Annotated in this window: 20 protein-coding genes; 6 read left to right on the forward strand and 14 right to left on the reverse strand. The window is 54.2% G+C overall.

Annotated elements, in window-relative coordinates; genetic code table 11:
• Window positions 1–60 precede the first annotated feature (60 nt).
• From AB9F29_RS14840 to AB9F29_RS14855, 4 genes are all read right to left on the reverse strand, one after another.
• The gene (locus AB9F29_RS14840; protein ID WP_039002422.1) at window positions 61–966 is read right to left on the reverse strand and encodes a LysR family transcriptional regulator; all 906 of its coding nucleotides are present in this window, start codon (window positions 964–966) and stop codon (window positions 61–63) included.
• 182 nt (window positions 967–1,148) lie between these two features.
• Window positions 1,149–3,176 (reverse strand): FAD-dependent oxidoreductase, encoded by a 2,028-nt coding sequence (locus tag AB9F29_RS14845; RefSeq protein ID WP_369756246.1) that lies wholly within the window; start codon window positions 3,174–3,176, stop codon window positions 1,149–1,151.
• A 73-nt stretch (window positions 3,177–3,249) separates the two neighbouring features.
• Entirely contained in the window at window positions 3,250–3,633 is a 384-nt protein-coding gene (locus tag AB9F29_RS14850) for a hypothetical protein (RefSeq protein ID WP_335585386.1), read from the reverse strand.
• A 9-nt stretch (window positions 3,634–3,642) separates the two neighbouring features.
• On the reverse strand, window positions 3,643–4,416 hold the full coding sequence (locus AB9F29_RS14855; RefSeq protein WP_369756247.1) for a DUF6478 family protein: 774 nt from the start codon (window positions 4,414–4,416) through the stop codon (window positions 3,643–3,645).
• Between the two features lie 203 nt (window positions 4,417–4,619).
• Between AB9F29_RS14855 and AB9F29_RS14860 the strand changes: the two genes are divergently transcribed.
• The 3 genes from AB9F29_RS14860 (at window position 4,620) to AB9F29_RS14870 (ending at window position 7,784) form a co-directional block, all read left to right on the forward strand.
• Window positions 4,620–5,513, forward strand: coding sequence for a lysostaphin resistance A-like protein (locus AB9F29_RS14860; RefSeq protein WP_369756248.1), 894 nt, complete (start codon window positions 4,620–4,622; stop codon window positions 5,511–5,513).
• A gap of 73 nt (window positions 5,514–5,586) precedes the next feature.
• A complete protein-coding gene (gene accD, locus AB9F29_RS14865) occupies window positions 5,587–6,513 on the forward strand; it encodes an acetyl-CoA carboxylase, carboxyltransferase subunit beta (RefSeq protein ID WP_039002417.1) in 927 nt (308 codons plus the stop codon).
• Window positions 6,510–7,784 carry a folylpolyglutamate synthase/dihydrofolate synthase family protein gene (locus AB9F29_RS14870; protein WP_369756249.1) on the forward strand — a complete coding sequence of 425 codons (1,275 nt, stop codon included), beginning with the start codon at window positions 6,510–6,512 and terminating at the stop codon, window positions 7,782–7,784. Before accD ends, AB9F29_RS14870 begins: the two co-directional genes overlap by 4 nt.
• On the opposite strand, the gene zapE is transcribed toward AB9F29_RS14870, so the two are convergent.
• From zapE to fghA, 6 genes are read right to left on the reverse strand one after another with little or no spacing between them, the layout of a single operon-like run.
• A complete protein-coding gene (gene zapE, locus AB9F29_RS14875; RefSeq protein ID WP_369756250.1) occupies window positions 7,781–8,854 on the reverse strand; it encodes a cell division protein ZapE in 1,074 nt (357 codons plus the stop codon). The two genes, AB9F29_RS14870 and zapE, sit on opposite strands and share 4 nt — an antisense overlap.
• A 56-nt stretch (window positions 8,855–8,910) precedes the next feature.
• Window positions 8,911–9,837 carry an alpha/beta fold hydrolase gene (locus AB9F29_RS14880; RefSeq protein ID WP_369756251.1) on the reverse strand — a complete coding sequence of 309 codons (927 nt, stop codon included), beginning with the start codon at window positions 9,835–9,837 and terminating at the stop codon, window positions 8,911–8,913.
• A 3-nt stretch (window positions 9,838–9,840) separates the two neighbouring features.
• Window positions 9,841–10,749 carry an ornithine cyclodeaminase family protein gene (locus AB9F29_RS14885; protein WP_369756252.1) on the reverse strand — a complete coding sequence of 303 codons (909 nt, stop codon included), beginning with the start codon at window positions 10,747–10,749 and terminating at the stop codon, window positions 9,841–9,843.
• Complete coding sequence (locus tag AB9F29_RS14890) at window positions 10,746–11,369, reverse strand: HAD family phosphatase (protein WP_335585378.1); 624 nt, start codon at window positions 11,367–11,369, stop codon at window positions 10,746–10,748. Before AB9F29_RS14890 ends, AB9F29_RS14885 begins: the two co-directional genes overlap by 4 nt.
• A 31-nt stretch (window positions 11,370–11,400) precedes the next feature.
• Complete coding sequence (locus tag AB9F29_RS14895; protein WP_039002411.1) at window positions 11,401–11,865, reverse strand: YaiI/YqxD family protein; 465 nt, start codon at window positions 11,863–11,865, stop codon at window positions 11,401–11,403.
• On the reverse strand, window positions 11,862–12,692 hold the full coding sequence (gene fghA, locus AB9F29_RS14900; RefSeq protein ID WP_369756253.1) for an S-formylglutathione hydrolase: 831 nt from the start codon (window positions 12,690–12,692) through the stop codon (window positions 11,862–11,864). The genes AB9F29_RS14895 and fghA overlap by 4 nt, the downstream gene beginning before the upstream one ends.
• A 188-nt stretch (window positions 12,693–12,880) precedes the next feature.
• Here fghA and AB9F29_RS14905 point away from each other — a divergent pair, with 188 nt between their 5' ends.
• The gene (locus AB9F29_RS14905; protein WP_039002409.1) at window positions 12,881–13,507 is read left to right on the forward strand and encodes a TetR/AcrR family transcriptional regulator; all 627 of its coding nucleotides are present in this window, start codon (window positions 12,881–12,883) and stop codon (window positions 13,505–13,507) included.
• 42 nt (window positions 13,508–13,549) lie between these two features.
• Here the strand turns inward: AB9F29_RS14905 and AB9F29_RS14910 are convergent, their stop codons facing one another.
• Together AB9F29_RS14910 and AB9F29_RS14915 are read right to left on the reverse strand one after the other, a co-directional pair.
• A complete protein-coding gene (locus tag AB9F29_RS14910) occupies window positions 13,550–14,128 on the reverse strand; it encodes an ATP-dependent Clp protease proteolytic subunit (protein ID WP_052274845.1) in 579 nt (192 codons plus the stop codon).
• Between the two features lie 47 nt (window positions 14,129–14,175).
• Window positions 14,176–15,288 carry an S-(hydroxymethyl)glutathione dehydrogenase/class III alcohol dehydrogenase gene (locus AB9F29_RS14915; protein WP_039002407.1) on the reverse strand — a complete coding sequence of 371 codons (1,113 nt, stop codon included), beginning with the start codon at window positions 15,286–15,288 and terminating at the stop codon, window positions 14,176–14,178.
• A gap of 147 nt (window positions 15,289–15,435) precedes the next feature.
• Here AB9F29_RS14915 and AB9F29_RS14920 point away from each other — a divergent pair, with 147 nt between their 5' ends.
• The gene (locus AB9F29_RS14920) at window positions 15,436–17,115 is read left to right on the forward strand and encodes a DNA polymerase Y family protein (RefSeq protein WP_369756254.1); all 1,680 of its coding nucleotides are present in this window, start codon (window positions 15,436–15,438) and stop codon (window positions 17,113–17,115) included.
• A gap of 39 nt (window positions 17,116–17,154) precedes the next feature.
• Window positions 17,155–17,493, forward strand: coding sequence for a DUF2794 domain-containing protein (locus AB9F29_RS14925; protein ID WP_369756255.1), 339 nt, complete (start codon window positions 17,155–17,157; stop codon window positions 17,491–17,493).
• Window positions 17,494–17,499: 6 nt separating this feature from the next.
• Here the strand turns inward: AB9F29_RS14925 and AB9F29_RS14930 are convergent, their stop codons facing one another.
• Complete coding sequence (locus AB9F29_RS14930) at window positions 17,500–18,324, reverse strand: NlpC/P60 family protein (RefSeq protein WP_369756256.1); 825 nt, start codon at window positions 18,322–18,324, stop codon at window positions 17,500–17,502.
• A complete protein-coding gene (locus AB9F29_RS14935; protein ID WP_335585372.1) occupies window positions 18,321–19,706 on the reverse strand; it encodes a leucyl aminopeptidase family protein in 1,386 nt (461 codons plus the stop codon). Before AB9F29_RS14935 ends, AB9F29_RS14930 begins: the two co-directional genes overlap by 4 nt.
• Window positions 19,707–19,748 lie beyond the last annotated feature (42 nt).

Genomic DNA, 19,748 nt, shown 5'->3' on the forward strand with positions numbered 1-19,748 from the left:
CCAATGAAAAAGGCCACCCGTTTTCGCAGGTGACCTCTTCAGACAAACGTTAAATGGAGCTTACCAAATATCTGGTCCTTTTTCGGCGAATGAATTCACCAAGAAATCGATAAAGGCGCGCACTTTTGGTTGTGTGAATCGACCCGGTGGGTAGACGGCATATATTCCCTGCTTTTCCACGGGAAGGTCTGGCATTGCTTCAATGACATCGCCTTTGCGCAATGCGTCTGCATATAGGTAGCTTGGCAAATACGCGATTCCGAGGCCGGAAACCGCCGCATTTAGGAGCGATTGTCCGTCATTCACCGAGAGCCAGCCCGACGTGCGAACCTGTCGCTTTTCCCCAGACGGAGCCGTCAATTTCCAAACGGCACCACTTGATTGGCTGGAATAATGAAGCAGTTTGTGATCGCTTAAATCGTCAATTTTTTCGGGCCGCCCAAACTCTTTAAAATAGGACGGAGCCGCAACCATACGCTTTGTCGTTTCAGTGAGTTTTCGCGCTCGCAAGGTGCTGTCTTCAAGCTCCCCAATGCGGATCGCCATGTCAAAACCCTCACTAATTAACTCAACAAATCGATTATTGAGCACCATATTCACGGTGATATCAGGAAACTCTGAAAGGAAATCCCCGAGGACAGGCGACAGGTGGTTCACACCAAAATCTGTAGCAACGGAAATACGTAAAAGACCCGAAGGCGCTGATTGCATGGATGTGACAAGGGCGTCTGCTTCCCCCGCATCATTTAAAACACGGCGCGCTCGGTCATAATAGGCGAGTCCAATTTCAGTTGGACTAACGCGGCGGGTCGTTCGATTCAAAAGTCGCGCGCCTAGACGAGCCTCAAGGGAGGAGACGTGCTTGGAAACTGCGGATTTGGAAATCCCCATTTTCTTAGCAGCGTCGGTAAATCCACCCTGATCCACAACTGTGGCAAAGGCTTCCATTTCTGTGAGTCGGTCCATTTTTCACCCTTACGTCCACTTGTTCGTTAAGGTTGTTTTTAGGGGCCAATTTAGGCGGAAATGTGCTGATGGCCTGACAATACCGCGGTATTTAGGGTGATCGTCCGTAAAGTGGAAACGGGACAAACGGCGAATCTCGCACCATTCATCCCGACAACCATTTGTTTTTAATGCCTTAAATCCTAGAAAGTACAGGCAAGCCGCGTGCCTTGATTGATCGCCCGCTTGGCGTCCAATTCTGCGGCAACGTCCGCACCACCGATCACATGCGCCGTTTTTCCCAAGGCCGACAATCTCTCCGCAAGACTGCGTTCTGGCACCTGCCCTGCGCACAGAACAATTGTATCGCATTCGAGTATCTCTGGCCGTTCGCGCCCTTCGCCATAGCTTACTTGCAAGCCTTCAGCGAGAATGGCCTCGTAATTCACACCGCCGATCATCTTGACGTTTTTCATTTGCAGGGTCGCACGGTGGATCCATCCCGTGGTCTTGCCCAAACGTTTCCCCAATTTCTCGGCTTTACGTTGCACCATAATGACCTCACGCGCAGCCGGATGTGGGTGCGCTCCTTCGACAGCAAGCCCACCACGGGTTTCTTCAGGGTCGCCAACGCCCCACTCGCGCTTCCACACTTCAAGGTCCTCAGCAGGGCTCACGCCGTCATGCGCAACGAATTCAGCGACATCAAAACCAATTCCCCCTGCGCCAATAATGACGACTTTCTTTCCCACAGGAGCGCCGTTTTTGATGACGTCGATATAAGAGAGAACGTTTGGAGCGTTTTGGCCTGCGATTTCCGGATCGCGTGGAAGAACCCCCGTCGCAACCACGACTTCGTCAAACGGCATAAGCTCGGGCGCCGTTACCGCCTGACCCAGACGAAGCTCCACTCCGGTTTTCTCAACCATTGTGCGATACCAATCTACCAATCCAAAAAACTCTTCTTTGCCTGGCACTTTCTTCGCGATATTGAGTTGGCCACCGATTTCCTCGGCCTTGTCAAAGAGAGTTACCTTGTGACCCCGAAGAGCCGCGGTAATCGCGGTCGATAGCCCTGCTGGGCCCGCCCCCACAACTGCCACACTGCGGGGCATGTTGGTTGGCACAATTTCGATTTCCGCTTCGTGGCACGCACGTGGATTCACCAAACAGCTTGTGAGTTTTCCCGAAAACGTATGATCCAAACAGGCCTGATTACATGCAATGCACGGCGCAATTTCCGCAGATCTGCCCTCGGCGGCCTTGTTCACAAAATCGGCGTCCGCAAGGAAGGGGCGCGCCATAGAGACCATATCGGCTCCACCATCAGCCAAAATCCCCTCTGCAATCTCCGGGCTGTTAATGCGATTGCTGGTGATCACGGGAATGGAAACATGGCCCATAAGCTTCTTAGTAATCCAACTAAAGGCGGCCCGAGGGACCGATGTTGCGATCGTCGGGATGCGCGCTTCGTGCCACCCAATGCCCGTATTGATGAGGGTCGCGCCTGCGGCCTCAACCGCTTGGGCCAACTGTACAACTTCGTCGAATGTGGACCCATTGGGCACAAGGTCAATCATCGACAGGCGGAAAATGACGATAAAATCTGTTCCAACTGCCGCGCGAACCCGCCGTACAACTTCAACAGGAAGGCGCATGCGGTTTTCATAGGAACCGCCCCATTCATCCTCCCGCTTGTTGGTATGCGTTACGAGGAATTCGTTAAGGAAATATCCCTCCGACCCCATAATTTCAACGCCGTCATAACCCGCTTCTTTTGCGCGTCGCGCGGCCATTTCGATATCGGCAATCTGTTTTTCGATTCCGTCAGCGTCCAATTCTTTCGGTGGGAAAGGCGAAATTGGGGATCTAATGGCACTTGGCGCAACGCAGTCTGGGGAATATGCGTAGCGGCCCGCGTGCAGAATTTGCATGACGATCTTGCCGCCTTCGGTGTGTACACGTTCCGTTACGACGCGATGGTTTTCGATGTCTTCTGCGGTAAAAAGGCCAGCAGCTCCGGGGAAAACACCCCCTTCACTATTGGGTGCCATGCCACCCGTAACGATCAAACCAACCCCACCTGCAGCGCGGTCGCCGTAAAACCGTGCGACTCGCTTCCAATCTTTGGTCTCTTCAAGCCCCGTGTGCATGGACCCCATGAGCACGCGGTTTTTCAAAGTCGTGAAGCCCAAATCAAGGGGCGCTAATAATGTGGGATAGCTGGTCATAATTGATCCTCCTGCGCGGTCAAACTGACGGCCATACAAAAGGATGTCACGTAAAACGCCGCGTCAAACTAAGTTAGGGTGCCGTTTCCACACAATGGCGCCGAAAAGCACGTTTGAGCATATCGAGTTCTTCACGCAACAAATTCATCTCGGCGCGAATATCTTGCGACAAAGGCTCGCCAGCAACAATCGAGAAGCTATCAAGGAGGGCTTGCTCGTCCTTGTCGAATATCAAAAACGTGTGAACCCCGTCCGAAAGCAATTCGATCGGAATCGCAATCCGCAGAAGCCATTCGTTGCTGGTATCATGCTGCGCGATCACTTCAACCCCCTCAAGAGGGGCTTCAAGATGGGTCACCAAAACCTGTGGGGGGGTGGAATCGCCTTTATCGCTCGTCAGAATACCTTCCCAATACCCTTCTTTTATTCTAATTTTTACCAAAGATAGTGCGTTCATATTTTGCTCCTAAAGTTCAGCACGCGGTCGGCGGCTGAGGGTCAAATCACGCAAAATGATCTGGTTCATTTCGGGGCCTTCAAAAATCAAATCGATCCACACACGTTCAACGCGTTTCTCATTCATTTTCGTATACGAGAGATCAAACTCGACCATCACGTTGTCTGAAATCAAAGGAAGCTCCCGCACAACTTGTTCTGTATTGGGGCCGTGTTTTATATTGAGTCGCGCAAAAATTTCGAGCGGCTTTTCCATTTCAATAATCGCATCAAGGCGCAACAAATGCTTCAACTTGAACCCCTGCGCAGCACTTTCGGGCAATTCGATCACGAGGGACAGAAAGCTACCGTCAAAACGAAATACGTCCATGCGAAGGCCAAACGGTGCTAAATCCGCTTCGTGCTGGTTGCGCAGTTGTCGGATGGTTAACTCGCTAATTTCACAGTCGTGAAAGACAGAAACCTCGCGCCCAAACGTTTCCCGCGTCTTAACTGCGGAGCGCCCCGGGGGCACCAACGGGCCGCGCCAAAGTTCTGGTCGCCAAGCCCAATCTGAATGCATAGGTTTTTGAATAGCTGTCGATCCAATTCTGGGGAGCGCCAAACGACTTTCGGCCACATAGAGCAGTTCATTAACACGGGAATTAATTTGCCGACCACGACGACGCAAAGCCCGCAAAGTTTTTAAATCGACAACCTCCGCCTCTTGCGCCCAACGTGTCCATCGGCGTAAAATTCGAGAATGGAACGCGCGATCCAAAAGCGGTAAAATATGTTTCGCCATGCCTACTCTTGTCGCCCATCAATTGCTGCTTTGGTGTTTTTCTTCAACGTCTTATATGACGTCAAATAGTTTCCGGAAAGCAAACAGTTTGTTTCACACCTATATTCACGCGCAAAACCCTCAATTTCAACCATCTTTACGCCTATTTTGACTTAAAACGACATCCCCACGCAACCACACTCTCACACCCTCTCCGAGGCCTAATGTCATACCTCCCCCTTCAAAGCTTCATCGCACCGGCCCGTGACACTTGCCAGATTTGGCGGACGGCCGCGGGGATCGCATTGACCTTCGCGATTTATAGCATGGGCCTTTCAACCTTTGCCCCCCTTTTGAGGGAGGTCACCGCAATAGGGAGCGATGTGGGGACGACCTTACTAGAACAAAGTGACGTCGCGCCGGCGGCCACCCTCGTGATTTTGTATTCGTTTGGTTTGCTCACACTTGGTTCGGCGGCAACCGTCATAATCCTCCACAAGCGCTCGGCGCTCTCACTTCTCGGCGATCCAATGCATATGGCTCGACAGTTTTGGCGCGCCGTTAAGGCCATGCTGGTGTTAAATGTTGCCCTCATTTTGCTCCCGCCCTATGGCGGGAGCGGGAGCGTCGAGATCGTCGAAAACCTAGCACCAAAGACATGGGCCCTCCTGTTTCCGCTGTCGCTCCTTGGCTTGCTCGTCCAAACCAGCGCCGAAGAAATCTTCTTTCGGGGGTATCTTTTGCAGCAACTCGCCGCTCGATTTTCTTCGCCCCTTGTCTGGATGGGAGCGCCAACCCTTGTTTTTGCCCTTGGACATTTCGACCCAGCAAACGGTGTACACGCATGGTCTATCGTTATTTGGGCGGGCTTATTCTCGCTCGCAGCCACGGACCTTGTCGCGCGAACGGGAAACCTTGGGGCGGCGATTGGGTTGCATTTTGTGAACAACGCGTTTGCCATGCTAGTCGTTTCATATCCCGGAAATATGAGCGGCCTTTCGCTATTCGTATTCACGGAAGGGCCGGCCGATTTTGGCCCAACAAGCGTCGAAATACTGCTGGAATACGCAATGCTGGGAGTTTCTTGGCTTGCAATCCGTCTTGCGGTACGTCGTTGATTGCAATTCGTCGCGTCATTCCTTATTTGAGGGGTAACGCAAATTCGCGACCCAAACAGCAGGACAAGCTCGGATGAACTGGATTTCAAACTACGTTCGCCCCACGATCAACTCACTTTTTTCGCGCCGCGAAGTGCCCGAGAATCTTTGGCAGAAATGCCCCGAATGCGGAACAATGTTGTTTCACCGCGAGTTGTCGGAAAATTTGAACGTTTGTTCGTCGTGCGACCACCATATGCACATCAGTCCGCGCGCCCGATTCGCAGACCTCTTTGATGGCGGTATTTTCACCGAAGTTCCTGTACCCGAAGTGACGGTCGATCCACTGTCGTTCCGCGACCAGAAGAAATACCCCGAACGCTTAAAAGCCGCGCAAAAGAAAACGGGCGAACGCGACGCAATGCTTGTTGCTGAGGGCGAAATGAACCGCACACCGATCGTCGCCGCGGGGCAAGACTTTGCCTTTATGGGCGGCTCGATGGGAATGTATGTCGGCAATGCGATCATTGCCGCCGCGGAACGTGCCGTAAAACTCAAACGTCCGTTGATTCTGTTCTCCGCCGCTGGTGGCGCGCGCATGCAAGAGGGCATTCTTTCGCTCATGCAAATGCCGCGCACGACCATTGCCGTCCAAATGCTCAAAGAAGAAGGCTTGCCGTTTATTGTTGTCCTCACCCACCCCACAACCGGTGGGGTTACGGCGAGTTATGCGATGCTTGGCGACGTTCAGATCGGTGAACCAAATGCGTTGATCGGCTTTGCGGGCACACGCGTCATTGAACAAACATTGCGCGAAAAACTTCCGGAAGGTTTTCAGCGGTCGGAGTACTTGCTCGATCACGGGATGCTCGACCGTGTCACCGCACGCAAGGATCTAAAATCCGAGCTCACGGCCATTGTGCGGATGCTCATGGGTCTGCCGCCAGTTGTCTCTGGCGAACTTCCCAAGCCCGACGCACAGATCCCCAAAATTGAAATTTCCGAGACCGTGAAAAAGTGAGCACTGCCGCCTCGGACGTTATCCTTGAACGGATGATGTCGCTGCATCCCAAGATTATCGACCTTACGCTCGATCGTATGGAACGGCTTTTGGCGATTCTGGATCATCCGGAACAGCACCTTCCGCCTGTCATCCATATCGCGGGAACCAATGGCAAGGGCAGCACGCAAGCGATGATCCGTGCGGGACTCGAGGGGGCTGGCAAACAGGTTCATGCCTACACCTCGCCGCATCTTACCCGCTTTCACGAACGCATTCGTCTCGCAGGGGACCTCATAACCGAAGACGCGCTGGCGGCTATTCTGGACGAATGCTATGTTGCAAACGGCCCCGAGAGCATCACGTATTTTGAAATCACAACCGTCGCAGCCCTGCTCGCCTTTACGCGCACACCTGCGGATTTCACGTTGCTTGAAGTCGGCCTTGGCGGACGCCTTGATGCGACCAACGTCGTAGAAAAACCCGCCCTGACGGTGATCACACCTGTATCGATCGATCACACACAATACCTCGGGGAAACGCTTACAGAAATCGCGGGCGAAAAGGCCGGGATTATCAAACGGGGCGTGCCTTGCGTTGTCGGCAAGCAGGAAGATGACGCGCTCGCGGTAATTGAAGCTCGCGCAGCCAAACTTGGCGCTCCACTGATCGCTCAGGGCCAACACTGGCATGTTTTTGAAGAGCGCGGCCGCTTGATTTTTCAGGATGAAACAGGCTTGCTTGATCTGCCCCTGCCGACCCTCCTTGGCGAACATCAAATCCAAAATGCTGGCATTGCAATCGCCAGCCTCAGAGCGCTTGGTTTTGACGAAGCCGCTTGCGAGGCTGCAATGACCAAAACAGTCTGGCAGGCTCGCATGCAACGTCTCACCAAGGGGCCACTGAGCCAAGCGGCGGGTCTGAACGAAGTATGGCTTGACGGAGGTCACAACCCGGCCGCCGGAGAAGCCATCGCTTCCTTGCTAGGGACGCTTCCCGCAAAGGACACGCACATCATTTGCGGCATGCTTAACACCAAAGATATCGCTGGATATTTACGGCCACTTGCTGCGTCTGTGACGTCCTTCACTGCCGTTTCAATTCCAAATGAGGCCAACACATTACCCGCCGGCGTCACCGCGCGCGTGGCGAAAGACGTGGGTATGGATGCGGAAATCGCACCGGACGTTCAGTCTGCCATTGTAAAAATCGCAAACAGGTCAGAGCGCGGTCGCATTTTGATTTGCGGCTCACTCTATTTGGCTGGGAACGTCCTGCACGAAAACGGTTAAGTTCCCCAATCAGCACTCTGCATTTCGCGCAGACGGCTCGCCGTGCGTTCAAATTCAAACGTACCTTCCCCCTCAAGATATAGAAATTCAGGCTCCGCTGCGGCGGTACAAATAAGCCGCGTTTTCGCCTCGTATAACGTATCAATAAGGGTCACAAATCGCTTGGCTTCGTTGAAATTTCGACGTCCAAGCGCTGGTATATCCTCAAGGATCAACAGTCGCACCACTTGCCCAATCGCCAAATAATCGGCGGGGCCCAACATTTTACTACAGAGATCATAAAAACGCGCGCGCGCAACGCCGTTCCAAAACTCTGGAATGTGTACCGTGCGTGCCTTGACGGTTATATCCATCGGCGCACCTTGGCCTTGCGTTAAATCCTGCCAAATCGCTTCGATTTCGGCTCGGGCAGCGGCGCTGTTGGGGGTGAAATAAACTTGATTTCCTGACAAGCGATCCTGCCGATAATCGGTTTCGCTAGAGAGTTCGTGGACCTCCATATCGACCTTAATTTTCTCTATAAACGGTAGGAACAACTGTCGATTTAGCCCATCCTTATAGAGGTCATCGGGAATGCGGTTCGACGTGGTAACAATCGCCACACCGAGGTCATGCAATTTCTCAAACAAGCGTCCAACGATCATCGCATCGGCAATATCGGTGATCTGCATTTCGTCAAAGGCAAGGACACGAATATCCTTGGCAACCGCAGATGCCACGGGTGCAATCGCGTCGTCTGCGCCATCCTTACGGGCCTCGTGCAACGCTCCCTGAACCTCCTGCATGAAGGCGTGAAAGTGCACCCGCCGCACTGGAATATCGCCCAAAGCACTCACGAAAAGATCCATCAGCATGGATTTTCCACGACCGACCCCACCCCAGAGATAGACGCCACGGGGCGCAGTCGGTTTGCGCGAAAACAGCCCTTTTAATCCGCGTGATTTTTCCTCGTTTTCAACGAGATCAACCCGCAAACGTTCAAGTTCGGGCAAAGCGCGCACCTGTGCTGTATCGTTTTTATACGTGCCGTCAGCCACATGCGCGGCATAGATTTCTTGGAGAGTTGCCATCATACCCTCATTTAAATCGCTGGAGGTAAAAAGGGAAGATGCGCCGGTCGTTGAATTTAAACAGCTTCGCGCAAAAATTCTTGAACAATTGGAATGATTTCGTCCGAGTGTGTGAGGAGCAAACCGTGATCCGCCCCTTTCAACACGTCCTGATAGGCGGCTCGGTTCACTTCTGCGAGGCGCCCCATGGCCGAGAGTGGAATAGCGCTATCCTTGTCGCCCCAAATCGCAAGGACTGGTGTGCCGTTTTTCGCTATCGCACGATGCGCCCCAAGTTGATCCACAGAAAGTGTATGGCGATAACTCGACAGGACCGCAGGCAAAAAGCCTTGCGATTGGCGTTCTTCCATCGGCCAAGGGTGCATATTCGGCGCTGCGGCGAGGGCTGCATTCATCGCGCGCGACGATTTCCCAAATAGATTTCCGCCGAACGTGTACATCAATCCGTCGCCAATAACAGGCACGTTAATCATGAACTTCACGAAGGGCGAAACCGTTGCCCCCAATCCAGCGGTAGCCAAGAGGATGAGCCGCTCGACCATTTGTGGATGGGTTTGGGTATAATCAACAGCAATTGCGCCGCCCATGGAATAGCCCACCAGAATAACCCCTTCGTCGACCTCTTGATCTTCAAGGAGTTCCGCTAATTGCTGGCGGAAAAATTCGGGGTCCTGAAGGCCTTCTGGCCGTGCCGAGAGTCCGCGTCCATAAAGGTCATAGGTCAGAACCCGAAACCCCATACGCACGAACCCTTTCACGAGGGCCGTCCAAACATAACTGGGGGTGGTTAGGCCGTGAATACACACGATCTGGCGCCCATTTTCCGGCCCTACCCACTGATAATGAGTCACTCCGCGCGTTAGTTTCGAAAATCGCCCCGGTGCGTCGGCCTGCATCGCACGCGAAATCGGTCGGCGCTGGCGCTCAACTATAGGCGGGGTAGCGACGGCAACAAGCACGAGTACGAAGAGAAACCAAAGCATTCATTACCTCCACTGTGACAGAATATAGCGACTCGTCATCAAATCCAGATGTGCGCCACCACCGTTCTTAAACAGGGTTATCTCGTCAACATTTTGGCGACAAAAAGACCCTGTGCCCAAATCATAGAAATCCGCGACCACTTGATCGGAACTAATGACACCGCGCGAAATGGGATCTTTCAACTCACCAATATGGTCAATGGTGGTGTCGCGACTGTCTACAAATATCCGCGCACGCGTTATCGCTCGGTCGTCAACTTCTCGCATATCTGCACGATAGGCACCAATCAAGTCAATGTGTTGACCCGCTTGAAACCATGCGCCTTTTATCAAAGGTTCGGTCGACATGGTCGCGGAGGTCACGATATCCGCAGTTTTGACCGCCGTTTCCAAATCGGCCCCCGCAAGTGTGTTTGCGTGAGATTTAGCAAAGGCTACGGCTTTTTCTGGTGATCGATTCCAGATTGTGAACCGTGCGTCAGGGAAAAGGGCGCTATAGGCTTCATGGAGGTTTGAGCCCTGCGTCCCGGCGCCGATAATCGTGATGTTTCGACTGTCTGGACGGGCCAACAAACGCGCGCCCAACAAACTGTCCCCAGCGGTTTTCCATTTGGTCACCAGATGGAAATCGACTGTGGCTTCTGGCATGCCTGTTGCGTCGGAAAACAACAAAACAGAGCCGTTGATTGTAGGGAGCGAATGCTGCGCGTTTTCAGGAAAGATTGTCGCGACTTTTACCAAATACCCCAAGCCATCAATGACGGCTCCACGCACCAAACCCGTGTCCGGTGTGCGGTACAAAAACATATCGCCCATATCGGCACGTGGTAAGCTGTGCCCTGCGATCAAAGCATCGGTGAGCCCGATCCAATCCAGATTTTCCTGCCCCTCGTCAAAAGCTACGTTTTTCATAATCCTGCCTCTGAACCCGTCAAGACCCCATGCGAAACAAGCGACTCGGCCCATCCCGTGGGTTCCGTAAACAAATGCGTTTTCCAGCCCCGTGCGGCGGCGGCTTTAATATTATCAACTCGATCATCTGCAAACAAAAGCGCCTCTTGAGCAACGCCGCAATCCGCTTCGAGCAACTCGTAGATTTCCGCTGCGGGCTTAATCATCCGCATATGGCCGGAGATATAACGCCGGTCAAACTCCTTGAGAAAAGGATATTGGGTCTCGGCATAGGCAAAGCTTTCGATCCCGAAATTCGACAGCGCAAAAACTGGTACACCCTTGGCGCGCAACGTACGAAGAAGCCGAACCGAATGCGGAATCGCGGGGCTGGCCATTTTGATCCAATTGTCAAACCAATCGCGGATTTCAACGCGAAATTCCGGTAATTCTTCAGCGGCGGCATAGATCGTTTCGCGAAACGGTTCACCGCGATCAATGCGATCGTTCATCGCGTGCAGGTCTACGGCAGCAAACATTTCCCGCCGACGCGCCTCACCATAGGTGGCGTCATAATACCGCTCTGGCTGCCACTCAATCAGCACATTCCCGATGTCAAAAACCACAGCTTCAATGGCCATTTTTCGTCCTTTCGCGCCCTCGAATGGGGATCTATTTAATCGGCGGCAAACGCTTTGATGCCTGAATTTCACGTTCAAGCGCATTCAAAAAATTTGACCTATCCGCCTTCGAAAAAGCACGCCCACCGCCCTGTCGAAAGGGATCGGCCGCGCGCAAATCCTGCATCAGGTCGCGCGTGGCCAATTGCGGACCGATGTTGCTTTCGTTGAGGGGATCGCCGTTGTGGCGCAAAACTCGCGCGCCGCCCTTAATACAGGCGTCCGCGAGGGGAATGTCGCCCGTGATCACGATATCACCGCGGGTTGCCCGATCGGCGATCCACATGTCCGCGACATCTGGTCCCTCCGAAACGATGATCAACTCCACAAAGGGATTTGCACTCGGTCGCAATCCACCGTTGCAAACCAAAAACATCTGCAATTTATGACGTGTCGCTACTTTTTCCGCCTCCGATTTCACGGGGCAAGCATCGGCATCCACATAGATTACTGTCATTGATATAGGGCCTCGGCATGAAGGGCGATGTGCTCCTCCATGAATGTTGAAATCATGTAATAGGAGTGATCATACCCTTTTTGCATCCGAAGAACACCCGCTTGACGTCGGGCAAACATAGCCTCGGCAAGGGCTTCGGGCTTCAAAAGGTCAAGGAACTGGTCTTCGGTGCCTTGGTCAATCAAAAGGGGGCCGTTAAAGCCAACATCGCGCATCAATAATGTGGCATCATGTTTGGCCCAATTTGCTTCGTCCTTGCCCAAATATGCCGTCAATTGCTTGCGGCCCCATTCGGATTGCGAAGGATGCGCGATAGGGGCAAACGCCGAAACGGAGCGATACCGATCAGGCAGATTCATCGCTATGGTCAGCGCACCATGCCCACCCATAGAGTGCCCCATGATCGACTGGCGATCTGTGTCGACCGAAAAATTTTTGGCCAGCAAATTTGGCAATTCTTCCGTGATATAGTCCCACATTTGAAAATTCGGTGCCCATGGATTTTGCGTCGCGTTCACGTAGAATCCCGCGCCCTGTCCAAGATCATAGGCTTCGTCATTGGCAACCGTTTCTCCCCGCGGAGAGGTGTCGGGGAAAACAAGCGCAATGCCCTGCTCTGCCGCCCAAATTTGCGCGCCCGCTTTGGTCATGGCATTCTCGTGGGTGCACGTCAGGCCAGAGAGGAACCACAACACGGGAACGGGTCCATCCCGCGCTTCGGCAGGCAGAAAGAGCCCAAAGGTCATATCTCCACCGCACACCTTAGACGGCGCCGAATAGACACCCTGAACGCCGTCAAAACAACGATTCACCGAAACCATTTTCATTGCCAGATCCTTTTTATTACGCACGCCCAGAGATTTGGGACTACAATCTTTAGGGCTACAGCGCATGCGGAATTCTGACAAGGGCGGGTTTCAAGCGTTTACGTAAAACAACCCTATGTGGCTCGACTGTTGCTTGCTGAAAGTGAACCGAATGGTTTAAGTTCGAAGAGATACACAAGGAGCAATCAGTGGCTACGCATTCCGACACCATAAAACGCGGACGTAAGTTCGACCAGGTCCTTGAAGGCGCCCGCACCATTTTTATGCGCGACGGCTTTGAGGGTGCGAGCGTCGACGACATTGCGCGCGAAGCAAGCGTTTCCAAAGCGACACTGTACAGTTACTTTCCCGACAAACGTCTTTTGTTTGGGCAAGTTTCAGAGACCGAGTGCAGGCGTCAAGCCGACGAAGCTTTCGAAGTTCTCGACATGGACGCACCGCCAAAAGAAGTTTTGGTAGAGGCCGCTTGGCGTATGGTGAGTTTTATAACGTCCGATTTTGGTATCGCCGTTTTCAAAATTTGCATCGCGGAATCCGGACGGTTTCCAAACCTTGGTCAACAGTTCTACGATTCTGGGCCTAAATTGGTGCGCGAACGCATTGTTGTATACCTGAAGGAAGCGACCAAACGCGGCGAATTGAATATTACGGACTTTAATTTCGCGGCCGAACAGTTTTTAGAACTCACCAAAACCTACATTCACCCCCGCATACTTTGTGGGGTGCAACTGACGTTCTCACATGCTGAACTTGCCAAAATCGTACATGGCTCTGTGGAAATGTTCCTTGCCCGCTATGGTCGGGACTTAGACTAAGGGCCCGAATGAACCGCGCCCTTAGAGTGTTCATGTTTTACATTACTTGAGTTCGGCCATTGTCGAAATGACGTGACCCAGTAAGCCGTATTCCAAGGCTTCTTCAGTGTTCAGCCAGAAATCATGCTGCGTATCTTGCGCGATTTTTTCGGCTGTTTGACCTGTTGCCAGAGCAAACAAATTATCAAAGCGCGCGCGCATGATGCGGATTTGCTCGGCTTGGATTTGCATATCCGTCACCTTGCCGCCGATACCGCCACTGGGTTGGTGCAAGAGGAAACGCGTGTTGGGAAGGCAATAGCGGTCTTCCTTATCGGCACCGACAAAGATCAACGCCCCTGCACTCGCGACCCAGCCAGACCCAATCGTGCGCACTTTTGGCGTAATGAACTTAATCATGTCATGCACCATGTCGCCAGATTCAACGTGACCACCAGGGGAGCTGATGAACATATTGATCGGGTCGTCATTCTCTTCGGCAAGCGCCAAAAGATGCGTAACGGTTTGCTTAGCCAGCTTGTCGTTTACTTCGCCTGTCACCAAGACATTGCGACTTTTGAAAAACAGTTTCTCCGCTGTTGGGCTTACTGCTTCGTCTTTTTTGTTTGTTTCTTCAGTCATAATATCCTCAGGATTCAGTCTCTGCTGCTATCTATGTAGTGGCTTGGTTAATAAAGCACCACCGAACGAATGGATTTTCCAGCGTGCATCAGCTCAAATCCTTCGTTGATCTCGTCCAGCGACATCGTATGGGTGATCATTGGGTCGATTTCAATTTTACCGTCCATGTACCAATCGACGATTTTGGGAACGTCGGTGCGGCCAGATGCACCGCCAAATGCGGTTCCGCGCCACGACCGCCCCGTCACAAGTTGGAATGGACGCGTGGAGATTTCGGCACCTGCAGGCGCGACGCCAATAATGATGCTTTCACCCCAACCTTTGTGCGCCGCCTCAAGGGCCGTGCGCATGACATTCACGTTGCCCGTGGCGTCAAACGTGTAATCTGCACCACCACCCGTAAGCTCCACAAGATGCGCGACCAAGTCACCCTCAACTTCACTTGGGTTCACGAAATGCGTCATCCCAAAACGTGTCGCCATTTCGTTTTTGCTATCGTTGAGGTCGACCCCCACAATTTGATCGGCCCCCGCAAGGCGCAGCCCTTGGATCACATTGAGCCCGATGCCGCCGAGCCCAAAGACGATCGCTGTGGAGCCAATCTCAACTTTGGCCGTGTTGATCACCGCGCCAATGCCCGTGGTCACACCGCAACCGATGTAGCAAATTTTATCAAACGGCGCGTCTTTGCGCACCTTTGCCAGCGCAATTTCCGGCACAACCGTGTGGTTGGCAAAGGTGGAACAGCCCATATAATGGTGGATTGGCGTACCATCCAGCATAGAGAACCGCGTGGTTCCATCAGGCAAAAGCCCCGCGCCTTGTGTGCTTCGGATCGACTGACAGAGGTTGGTTTTCGGATTGAGGCAATATTCGCATTCGCGACATTCCGGCGTGTAAAGCGGGATCACGTGATCGCCTACTTGAAGGCTTTTCACCCCTTCGCCCACTTCAATCACGATACCCGCGCCTTCATGGCCCAAAATCGCGGGGAAAAGCCCCTCGGGGTCCGCGCCAGAGCGTGTAAATTCATCCGTATGGCAAAGGCCGGTTGCCTTGATTTCAACCAAGACCTCTCCGGCTTTCGGTCCTTCGAGATTGACGTCCATAACGACAAGAGGTTTTCCGGCCTCAAGGGCGACGGCTGCGCGCGTTCTCATAATGCTTCCTCCAAATATGTTGGGCACAGCGTGATCTATTGCCAAAAAAGTTTCAACCTCAGAAGCGCATATTCACGTCAGCCTTGAAGCCTTTTTCTGCACACTCTAGTATAGAACAAAGTGCGAACAAAAGTGTGATTCTGCCCCATGCCTGCCAAACGCATCCTCTCTCTCTGGTTCCCGCGCCTCGGGGCCGAGCGCCTCTTGCGCCTTGAGCGCGGCACCCTTGAGGCGCCGCTCGCGGTGGCACGCGACACTGGTAATATGCAAATTCTCTCGTCGCTTTCGCTGGCGGCATCTGAAGCGGGGCTCACGATGGGGCAACCCCTGCGCGATGCGCGCGCCATGTGTCCCGCGCTGATTACACGGCTGCAAAACCCCCAAGCAGAGGCCGATTTCCTAAAAACATTGCGTCGATGGGCGGGGAAGTTTTCGCCTTGGGTCGGGGAGCAGGGCAAGACCGCGCTGATTCTTGATATCACGGGCTGCGCACATCTGTTTGGGGGCGAGGAATCCCTTTTGGCGGCCGTCGAAGAAGACTGTCTCCAGCTTAACCTGACGGTCCATGCGGGGATTGCGGATACCGTTGGCGCGGCATGGGCCTTGGCGCGTTATGCGGGGCAGCCTCTGGGCATGGCACGCACCGGCGACGCCGTCGACCAAGAGGCCCGCGCCACCCGGTCCCGCGCCACAAAACGGCGCAATTGGGAACGCGGAGGCCCCACGCCCCGCGCTATGCCGCGGGCCCCGCGCGGGGCCCGTATCGCCGCCCCCGGAGCAACGCATAGCGCCCTCGCGCCTCTCCCCGTCGCCGCGTTACGCCTACCCGAGAGCATCACAACCCAACTCACACGACTCGGCATTCGCCAGATCGGCGAACTCGCAGGCATGCCCCGCGCCGCCCTCGCCCGCCGCTTTGGCAAAGACGTAATGTTGCGTCTTGATCAAGCCCACGGCGTCGCCCCCGAACCGGTCTCCCCAGCTCGCGCGCCCTTGCACTTTGCCGTGCGCCTCACCCTCCCAGAACCCATCGGGCTTGAGGCGGATATGCTCGCAGGCATTGATCGCTTGCTACCTGCCTTGGCGGAACGCCTACAGGCAAAAGGACGCGGCGCGCGGCGCGTGCGATTCCAAGCTTTCCGCACCGATCAAACGTCCCAAATCATCGAAATCGGCCTCGCACGGCCCAGCGCCGACCCTGATCGTATCCGCCCCCTCTTGGCGATGAAGCTCTCTGATATTGATGTTGGGTTTGGTGTTGATATCTTGCGCATCGAGGCCCATCAAACCGAATCCCTCGCGCCCCAACAACACAAAGGCCACTTCGATGCCAGCGGCCAAGCCCGCGCAAATATAGCCCAAGACACCGTTCTCGACGATCTAATCGGGCGTCTTGGGGCACGCCTCGGGCTTGAAGCCATCACACGCCGCCACCCCGCCTCAAGCCACCTCCCTGAGAAAGCCGCGCTGACGTTTGGGGCCGCGTGGTCCACGGCCTATGGCGTGGATATGGGAGCCGACGCCAAGTGGCCTGCCCCCGCGACCCACCGCCCACTCCACCTATGGCGTCCCGAGCCATTAATGGGAACACAGCCCGATCCAATGCCCCCCGGACGGTTAAAATTTCGTGGCCAGATGTTTGAAATCACCTATGCCTCCGGCCCCGAACGTGTGGCGCCCGAATGGTGGCTAGATGACCCTGATTGGCGCAACGGAGTGCGGGACTACTGGCGTGCAACAACACAACACGGCCAGCAATTGTGGATCTATTTTGCACACGGAGCCGCGCTTTCGACTGGCTGGTTTTGTCACGGCCGCTTTGCATGAAGGCTTGATTTTCTGGGCATTTCGGCGCAAAATTTCAGAATGAACGTCGATGCATTCCGCAAACCTTTCCAAGCCCCCGCACAGGTGGCGTTTCACCGCACGGAACTCGGGATCATTCTCGGCCTCTACGGTCGCATGGTTGCCGCTGGCGAGTGGCGCGACTACGGAATCTCACACCTACCAGAAGTCGCAGTCTTCTCAATCTTCCGCCGCAGCGCCGAAAACCCGCTGTACCGGATCGAAAAACGCCCCAAGCTTCGATTAAAACAGGGGCTTTATGCAGTCATCGGTATGGACGGACAAATCCTCAAACGCGGACATGAACTTAAACCCGTCCTGTGCGTCCTTGAGAAAAAACTCATCCGAGCGGTAAAATAAAACCCCTCAGGGGCGCTTCATCGAGGTAATCTCGCCAAACTCACGCGCGCCAATACGGCTGCGGGCCACCTCAAACGGTTCTATCGCAACGGCCATATGATGCGCATTTGCGTGGATCATTTCTCTCTCATTCAACATCATCGCGACATGGCCGCGCCAAAAAACCAAATCGCCCCGACGTAAATCTTTAGGTGCCACATCTGTGGTGAAAAAGGCTTCCTGCTGATCGCTGTCGCGTGGACACATAGTGCCGACAGCGCGCAAGCAAGCCTGCACAAGCCCCGAACAATCGATCCCAAACACACTGTCCCCACCCCAAAGATAAGGCACGCCAAGAAACGTCAGAGCCGTTTTAGCTGCATCCAAAGGCCGCTCCGACAAAGGGGATACATGCGGCACAGGAACAAAACCTCCCCCCGAAAGCTCAACATACCCTTCCAACTCGGCAACGACACTCAACAACGAGCCAAACGATACCGCAGCTTTATCGAGCGATTTCAAACTGAATTCGGTGTAAATATGCGAACTACGCGCCGTAACCCAATGGCTTGGTGCGACGGCCTCGCCCAAGGAAACTTCAGCCACATATCCAACGTTACCGTCCGCAACGACGCGCCCGAAGCACCACCCGTTGAGCGTTTCCAAAACGTCAAACCCCGCACCCATCAGCAACTGGGAGTCCCGCGTCCCGCGCCGCGCGGCGCAAACGTCCACAACAGGGACCAACACCCGACGCGCCGCAACCTCGACGAAATGCGCGGCGTCTACCTGCCCCCGCAACCCGACATGAGCAACGCGTTCATTTGCGAAATATGTCCGACGATCCGTCATAGTTTCAAGATTGCTGGCAACGCTTCTAAAATAGCGCGCGTTCCCTGCCCGCAACCACCCTTGGGGCGGGCCGCAGCCGCCGTAGGTTGCCAACCATAAATATCAAAATGGGCATATCGAGGTGCATCCGTCACAAACCGGCGCAGGAACAACGCCGCCGTAATAGATCCTGCGAACCCACCGCTTGGCGCATTATCAAGGTCCGCGATTCCGGGTTCGATCATAGCTTCATACGGGGTGTGAAAGGGCATGCGCCATACGGGATCTGCCACGCGCTTTGCCGAATTTTCCAATGCTGCGACCGTGTCTAAATCGCCACAAAAATAGGGGGCCAAATCCGGACCCACAGCAACCCGCGCAGCCCCAGTCAACGTTGCCATTGAGATCACCAAATCCGTTTCTTCTTCGTCCGCCAGTGCAAGCGCATCGGCCAAAACCAACCGCCCTTCGGCATCCGTATTATTGATCTCAACCGTCAGCCCCTTGCGCGATATCAAAATATCGGAGGGACGAAACGCCGACCCATCAATTGAGTTTTCAACGGCTGGAACAAGAACCCGAAGTTGAAGCGGCAGCTTCAGCGACATAATCATCTGTGCCAGCCCAAGAACGGCCGCCGACCCGCCCATATCCTTCTTCATAAGTCCCATCGACGCACCAGGCTTGATGTTCAACCCGCCGGTATCAAAACACACGCCTTTGCCCACGAGGGTAAGTTTTGGCCCCGCCGTCCCCCAGCGCATTTCAAGCAAACGCGGCTCTTGGGCGGAGGCCCGCCCGACCGTGTGAATCATCGGGAAATTCTGCGCGAGTAAGTCCTCTCCGACGATAGCGGTTGCCACGGCTCCGTGGGCTTTTGCCAGATCGAAAAAGGCCGCCTGAAGCTGTTCAGGCCCCATATCCGAGGTTGGCGTGTTGATCAAATCGCGCGTGAGGGCTTCACCGGTGGCAATCGCCTCAATGCGGGCAACATCAACCGACTCAGGCGCTACAAGTTCAGCGCCACTAGCAGGCTGTTTGCGATACTTGTCAAAATGATATCCCGCCAGTAGCCAGCCAAGTGCTTCGACTTCAACGTCAAAACCTTCAGGGCTTTGGGCAATATGGTATGCGCCTTTTGGCAAATTGGCCGCCACACCGCCGAGATGGAAACGGCCGCGCTCGCGACCCAATGCGTCGCCGTACCCGACCAGAACGGCGGAAATTCCTCCGTCTGCATTCGGAAGCGCGCAAAAGCTTCCCAAACCTCCAGTGAACCCCTGCGCGGCCACCCAGTTTTGCGACGCCGCAGGCAAGCCCGATAGAAACGATTCGCATTCCGGCTTGGAAATAACATGCAACGGAATAGATGCGGCGGAGAGTTGGGCAAATTTCATCGACATAGGGTAGCCTGTGCTAGGGTAAAGACCTCACACAGACTAAAG

It is taken from the genome of Falsihalocynthiibacter sp. S25ZX9 (genome assembly GCF_041205405.1).
GTDB lineage: Bacteria > Pseudomonadota > Alphaproteobacteria > Rhodobacterales > Rhodobacteraceae > Falsihalocynthiibacter > Falsihalocynthiibacter arcticus.

What these genes read in the sequence shown, in the direction of transcription:
- AB9F29_RS14925 (WP_369756255.1), top strand. Translation starts at nt 17,155, where the DNA reads ATGAACGTCGATGCATTCCGCAAACCTTTCCAAGCCCCCGCACAGGTG.
- fghA (WP_369756253.1), bottom strand. Translation starts at nt 12,692, where the DNA reads ATGAAAATGGTTTCGGTGAATCGTTGTTTTGACGGCGTTCAGGGTGTC.
- zapE (WP_369756250.1), bottom strand. Translation starts at nt 8,854, where the DNA reads ATGGCAACTCTCCAAGAAATCTATGCCGCGCATGTGGCTGACGGCACG.
- accD (WP_039002417.1), top strand. Translation starts at nt 5,587, where the DNA reads ATGAACTGGATTTCAAACTACGTTCGCCCCACGATCAACTCACTTTTT.
- AB9F29_RS14880 (WP_369756251.1), bottom strand. Translation starts at nt 9,837, where the DNA reads ATGCTTTGGTTTCTCTTCGTACTCGTGCTTGTTGCCGTCGCTACCCCG.
- AB9F29_RS14895 (WP_039002411.1), bottom strand. Translation starts at nt 11,865, where the DNA reads ATGACAGTAATCTATGTGGATGCCGATGCTTGCCCCGTGAAATCGGAG.
- AB9F29_RS14855 (WP_369756247.1), bottom strand. Translation starts at nt 4,416, where the DNA reads ATGGCGAAACATATTTTACCGCTTTTGGATCGCGCGTTCCATTCTCGA.
- AB9F29_RS14840 (WP_039002422.1), bottom strand. Translation starts at nt 966, where the DNA reads ATGGACCGACTCACAGAAATGGAAGCCTTTGCCACAGTTGTGGATCAG.
- AB9F29_RS14860 (WP_369756248.1), top strand. Translation starts at nt 4,620, where the DNA reads ATGTCATACCTCCCCCTTCAAAGCTTCATCGCACCGGCCCGTGACACT.
- AB9F29_RS14930 (WP_369756256.1), bottom strand. Translation starts at nt 18,324, where the DNA reads ATGACGGATCGTCGGACATATTTCGCAAATGAACGCGTTGCTCATGTC.
- AB9F29_RS14890 (WP_335585378.1), bottom strand. Translation starts at nt 11,369, where the DNA reads ATGGCCATTGAAGCTGTGGTTTTTGACATCGGGAATGTGCTGATTGAG.
- AB9F29_RS14885 (WP_369756252.1), bottom strand. Translation starts at nt 10,749, where the DNA reads ATGAAAAACGTAGCTTTTGACGAGGGGCAGGAAAATCTGGATTGGATC.
- AB9F29_RS14935 (WP_335585372.1), bottom strand. Translation starts at nt 19,706, where the DNA reads ATGTCGATGAAATTTGCCCAACTCTCCGCCGCATCTATTCCGTTGCAT.
- AB9F29_RS14915 (WP_039002407.1), bottom strand. Translation starts at nt 15,288, where the DNA reads ATGAGAACGCGCGCAGCCGTCGCCCTTGAGGCCGGAAAACCTCTTGTC.
- AB9F29_RS14910 (WP_052274845.1), bottom strand. Translation starts at nt 14,128, where the DNA reads ATGACTGAAGAAACAAACAAAAAAGACGAAGCAGTAAGCCCAACAGCG.
- AB9F29_RS14920 (WP_369756254.1), top strand. Translation starts at nt 15,436, where the DNA reads ATGCCTGCCAAACGCATCCTCTCTCTCTGGTTCCCGCGCCTCGGGGCC.
- AB9F29_RS14850 (WP_335585386.1), bottom strand. Translation starts at nt 3,633, where the DNA reads ATGAACGCACTATCTTTGGTAAAAATTAGAATAAAAGAAGGGTATTGG.
- AB9F29_RS14845 (WP_369756246.1), bottom strand. Translation starts at nt 3,176, where the DNA reads ATGACCAGCTATCCCACATTATTAGCGCCCCTTGATTTGGGCTTCACG.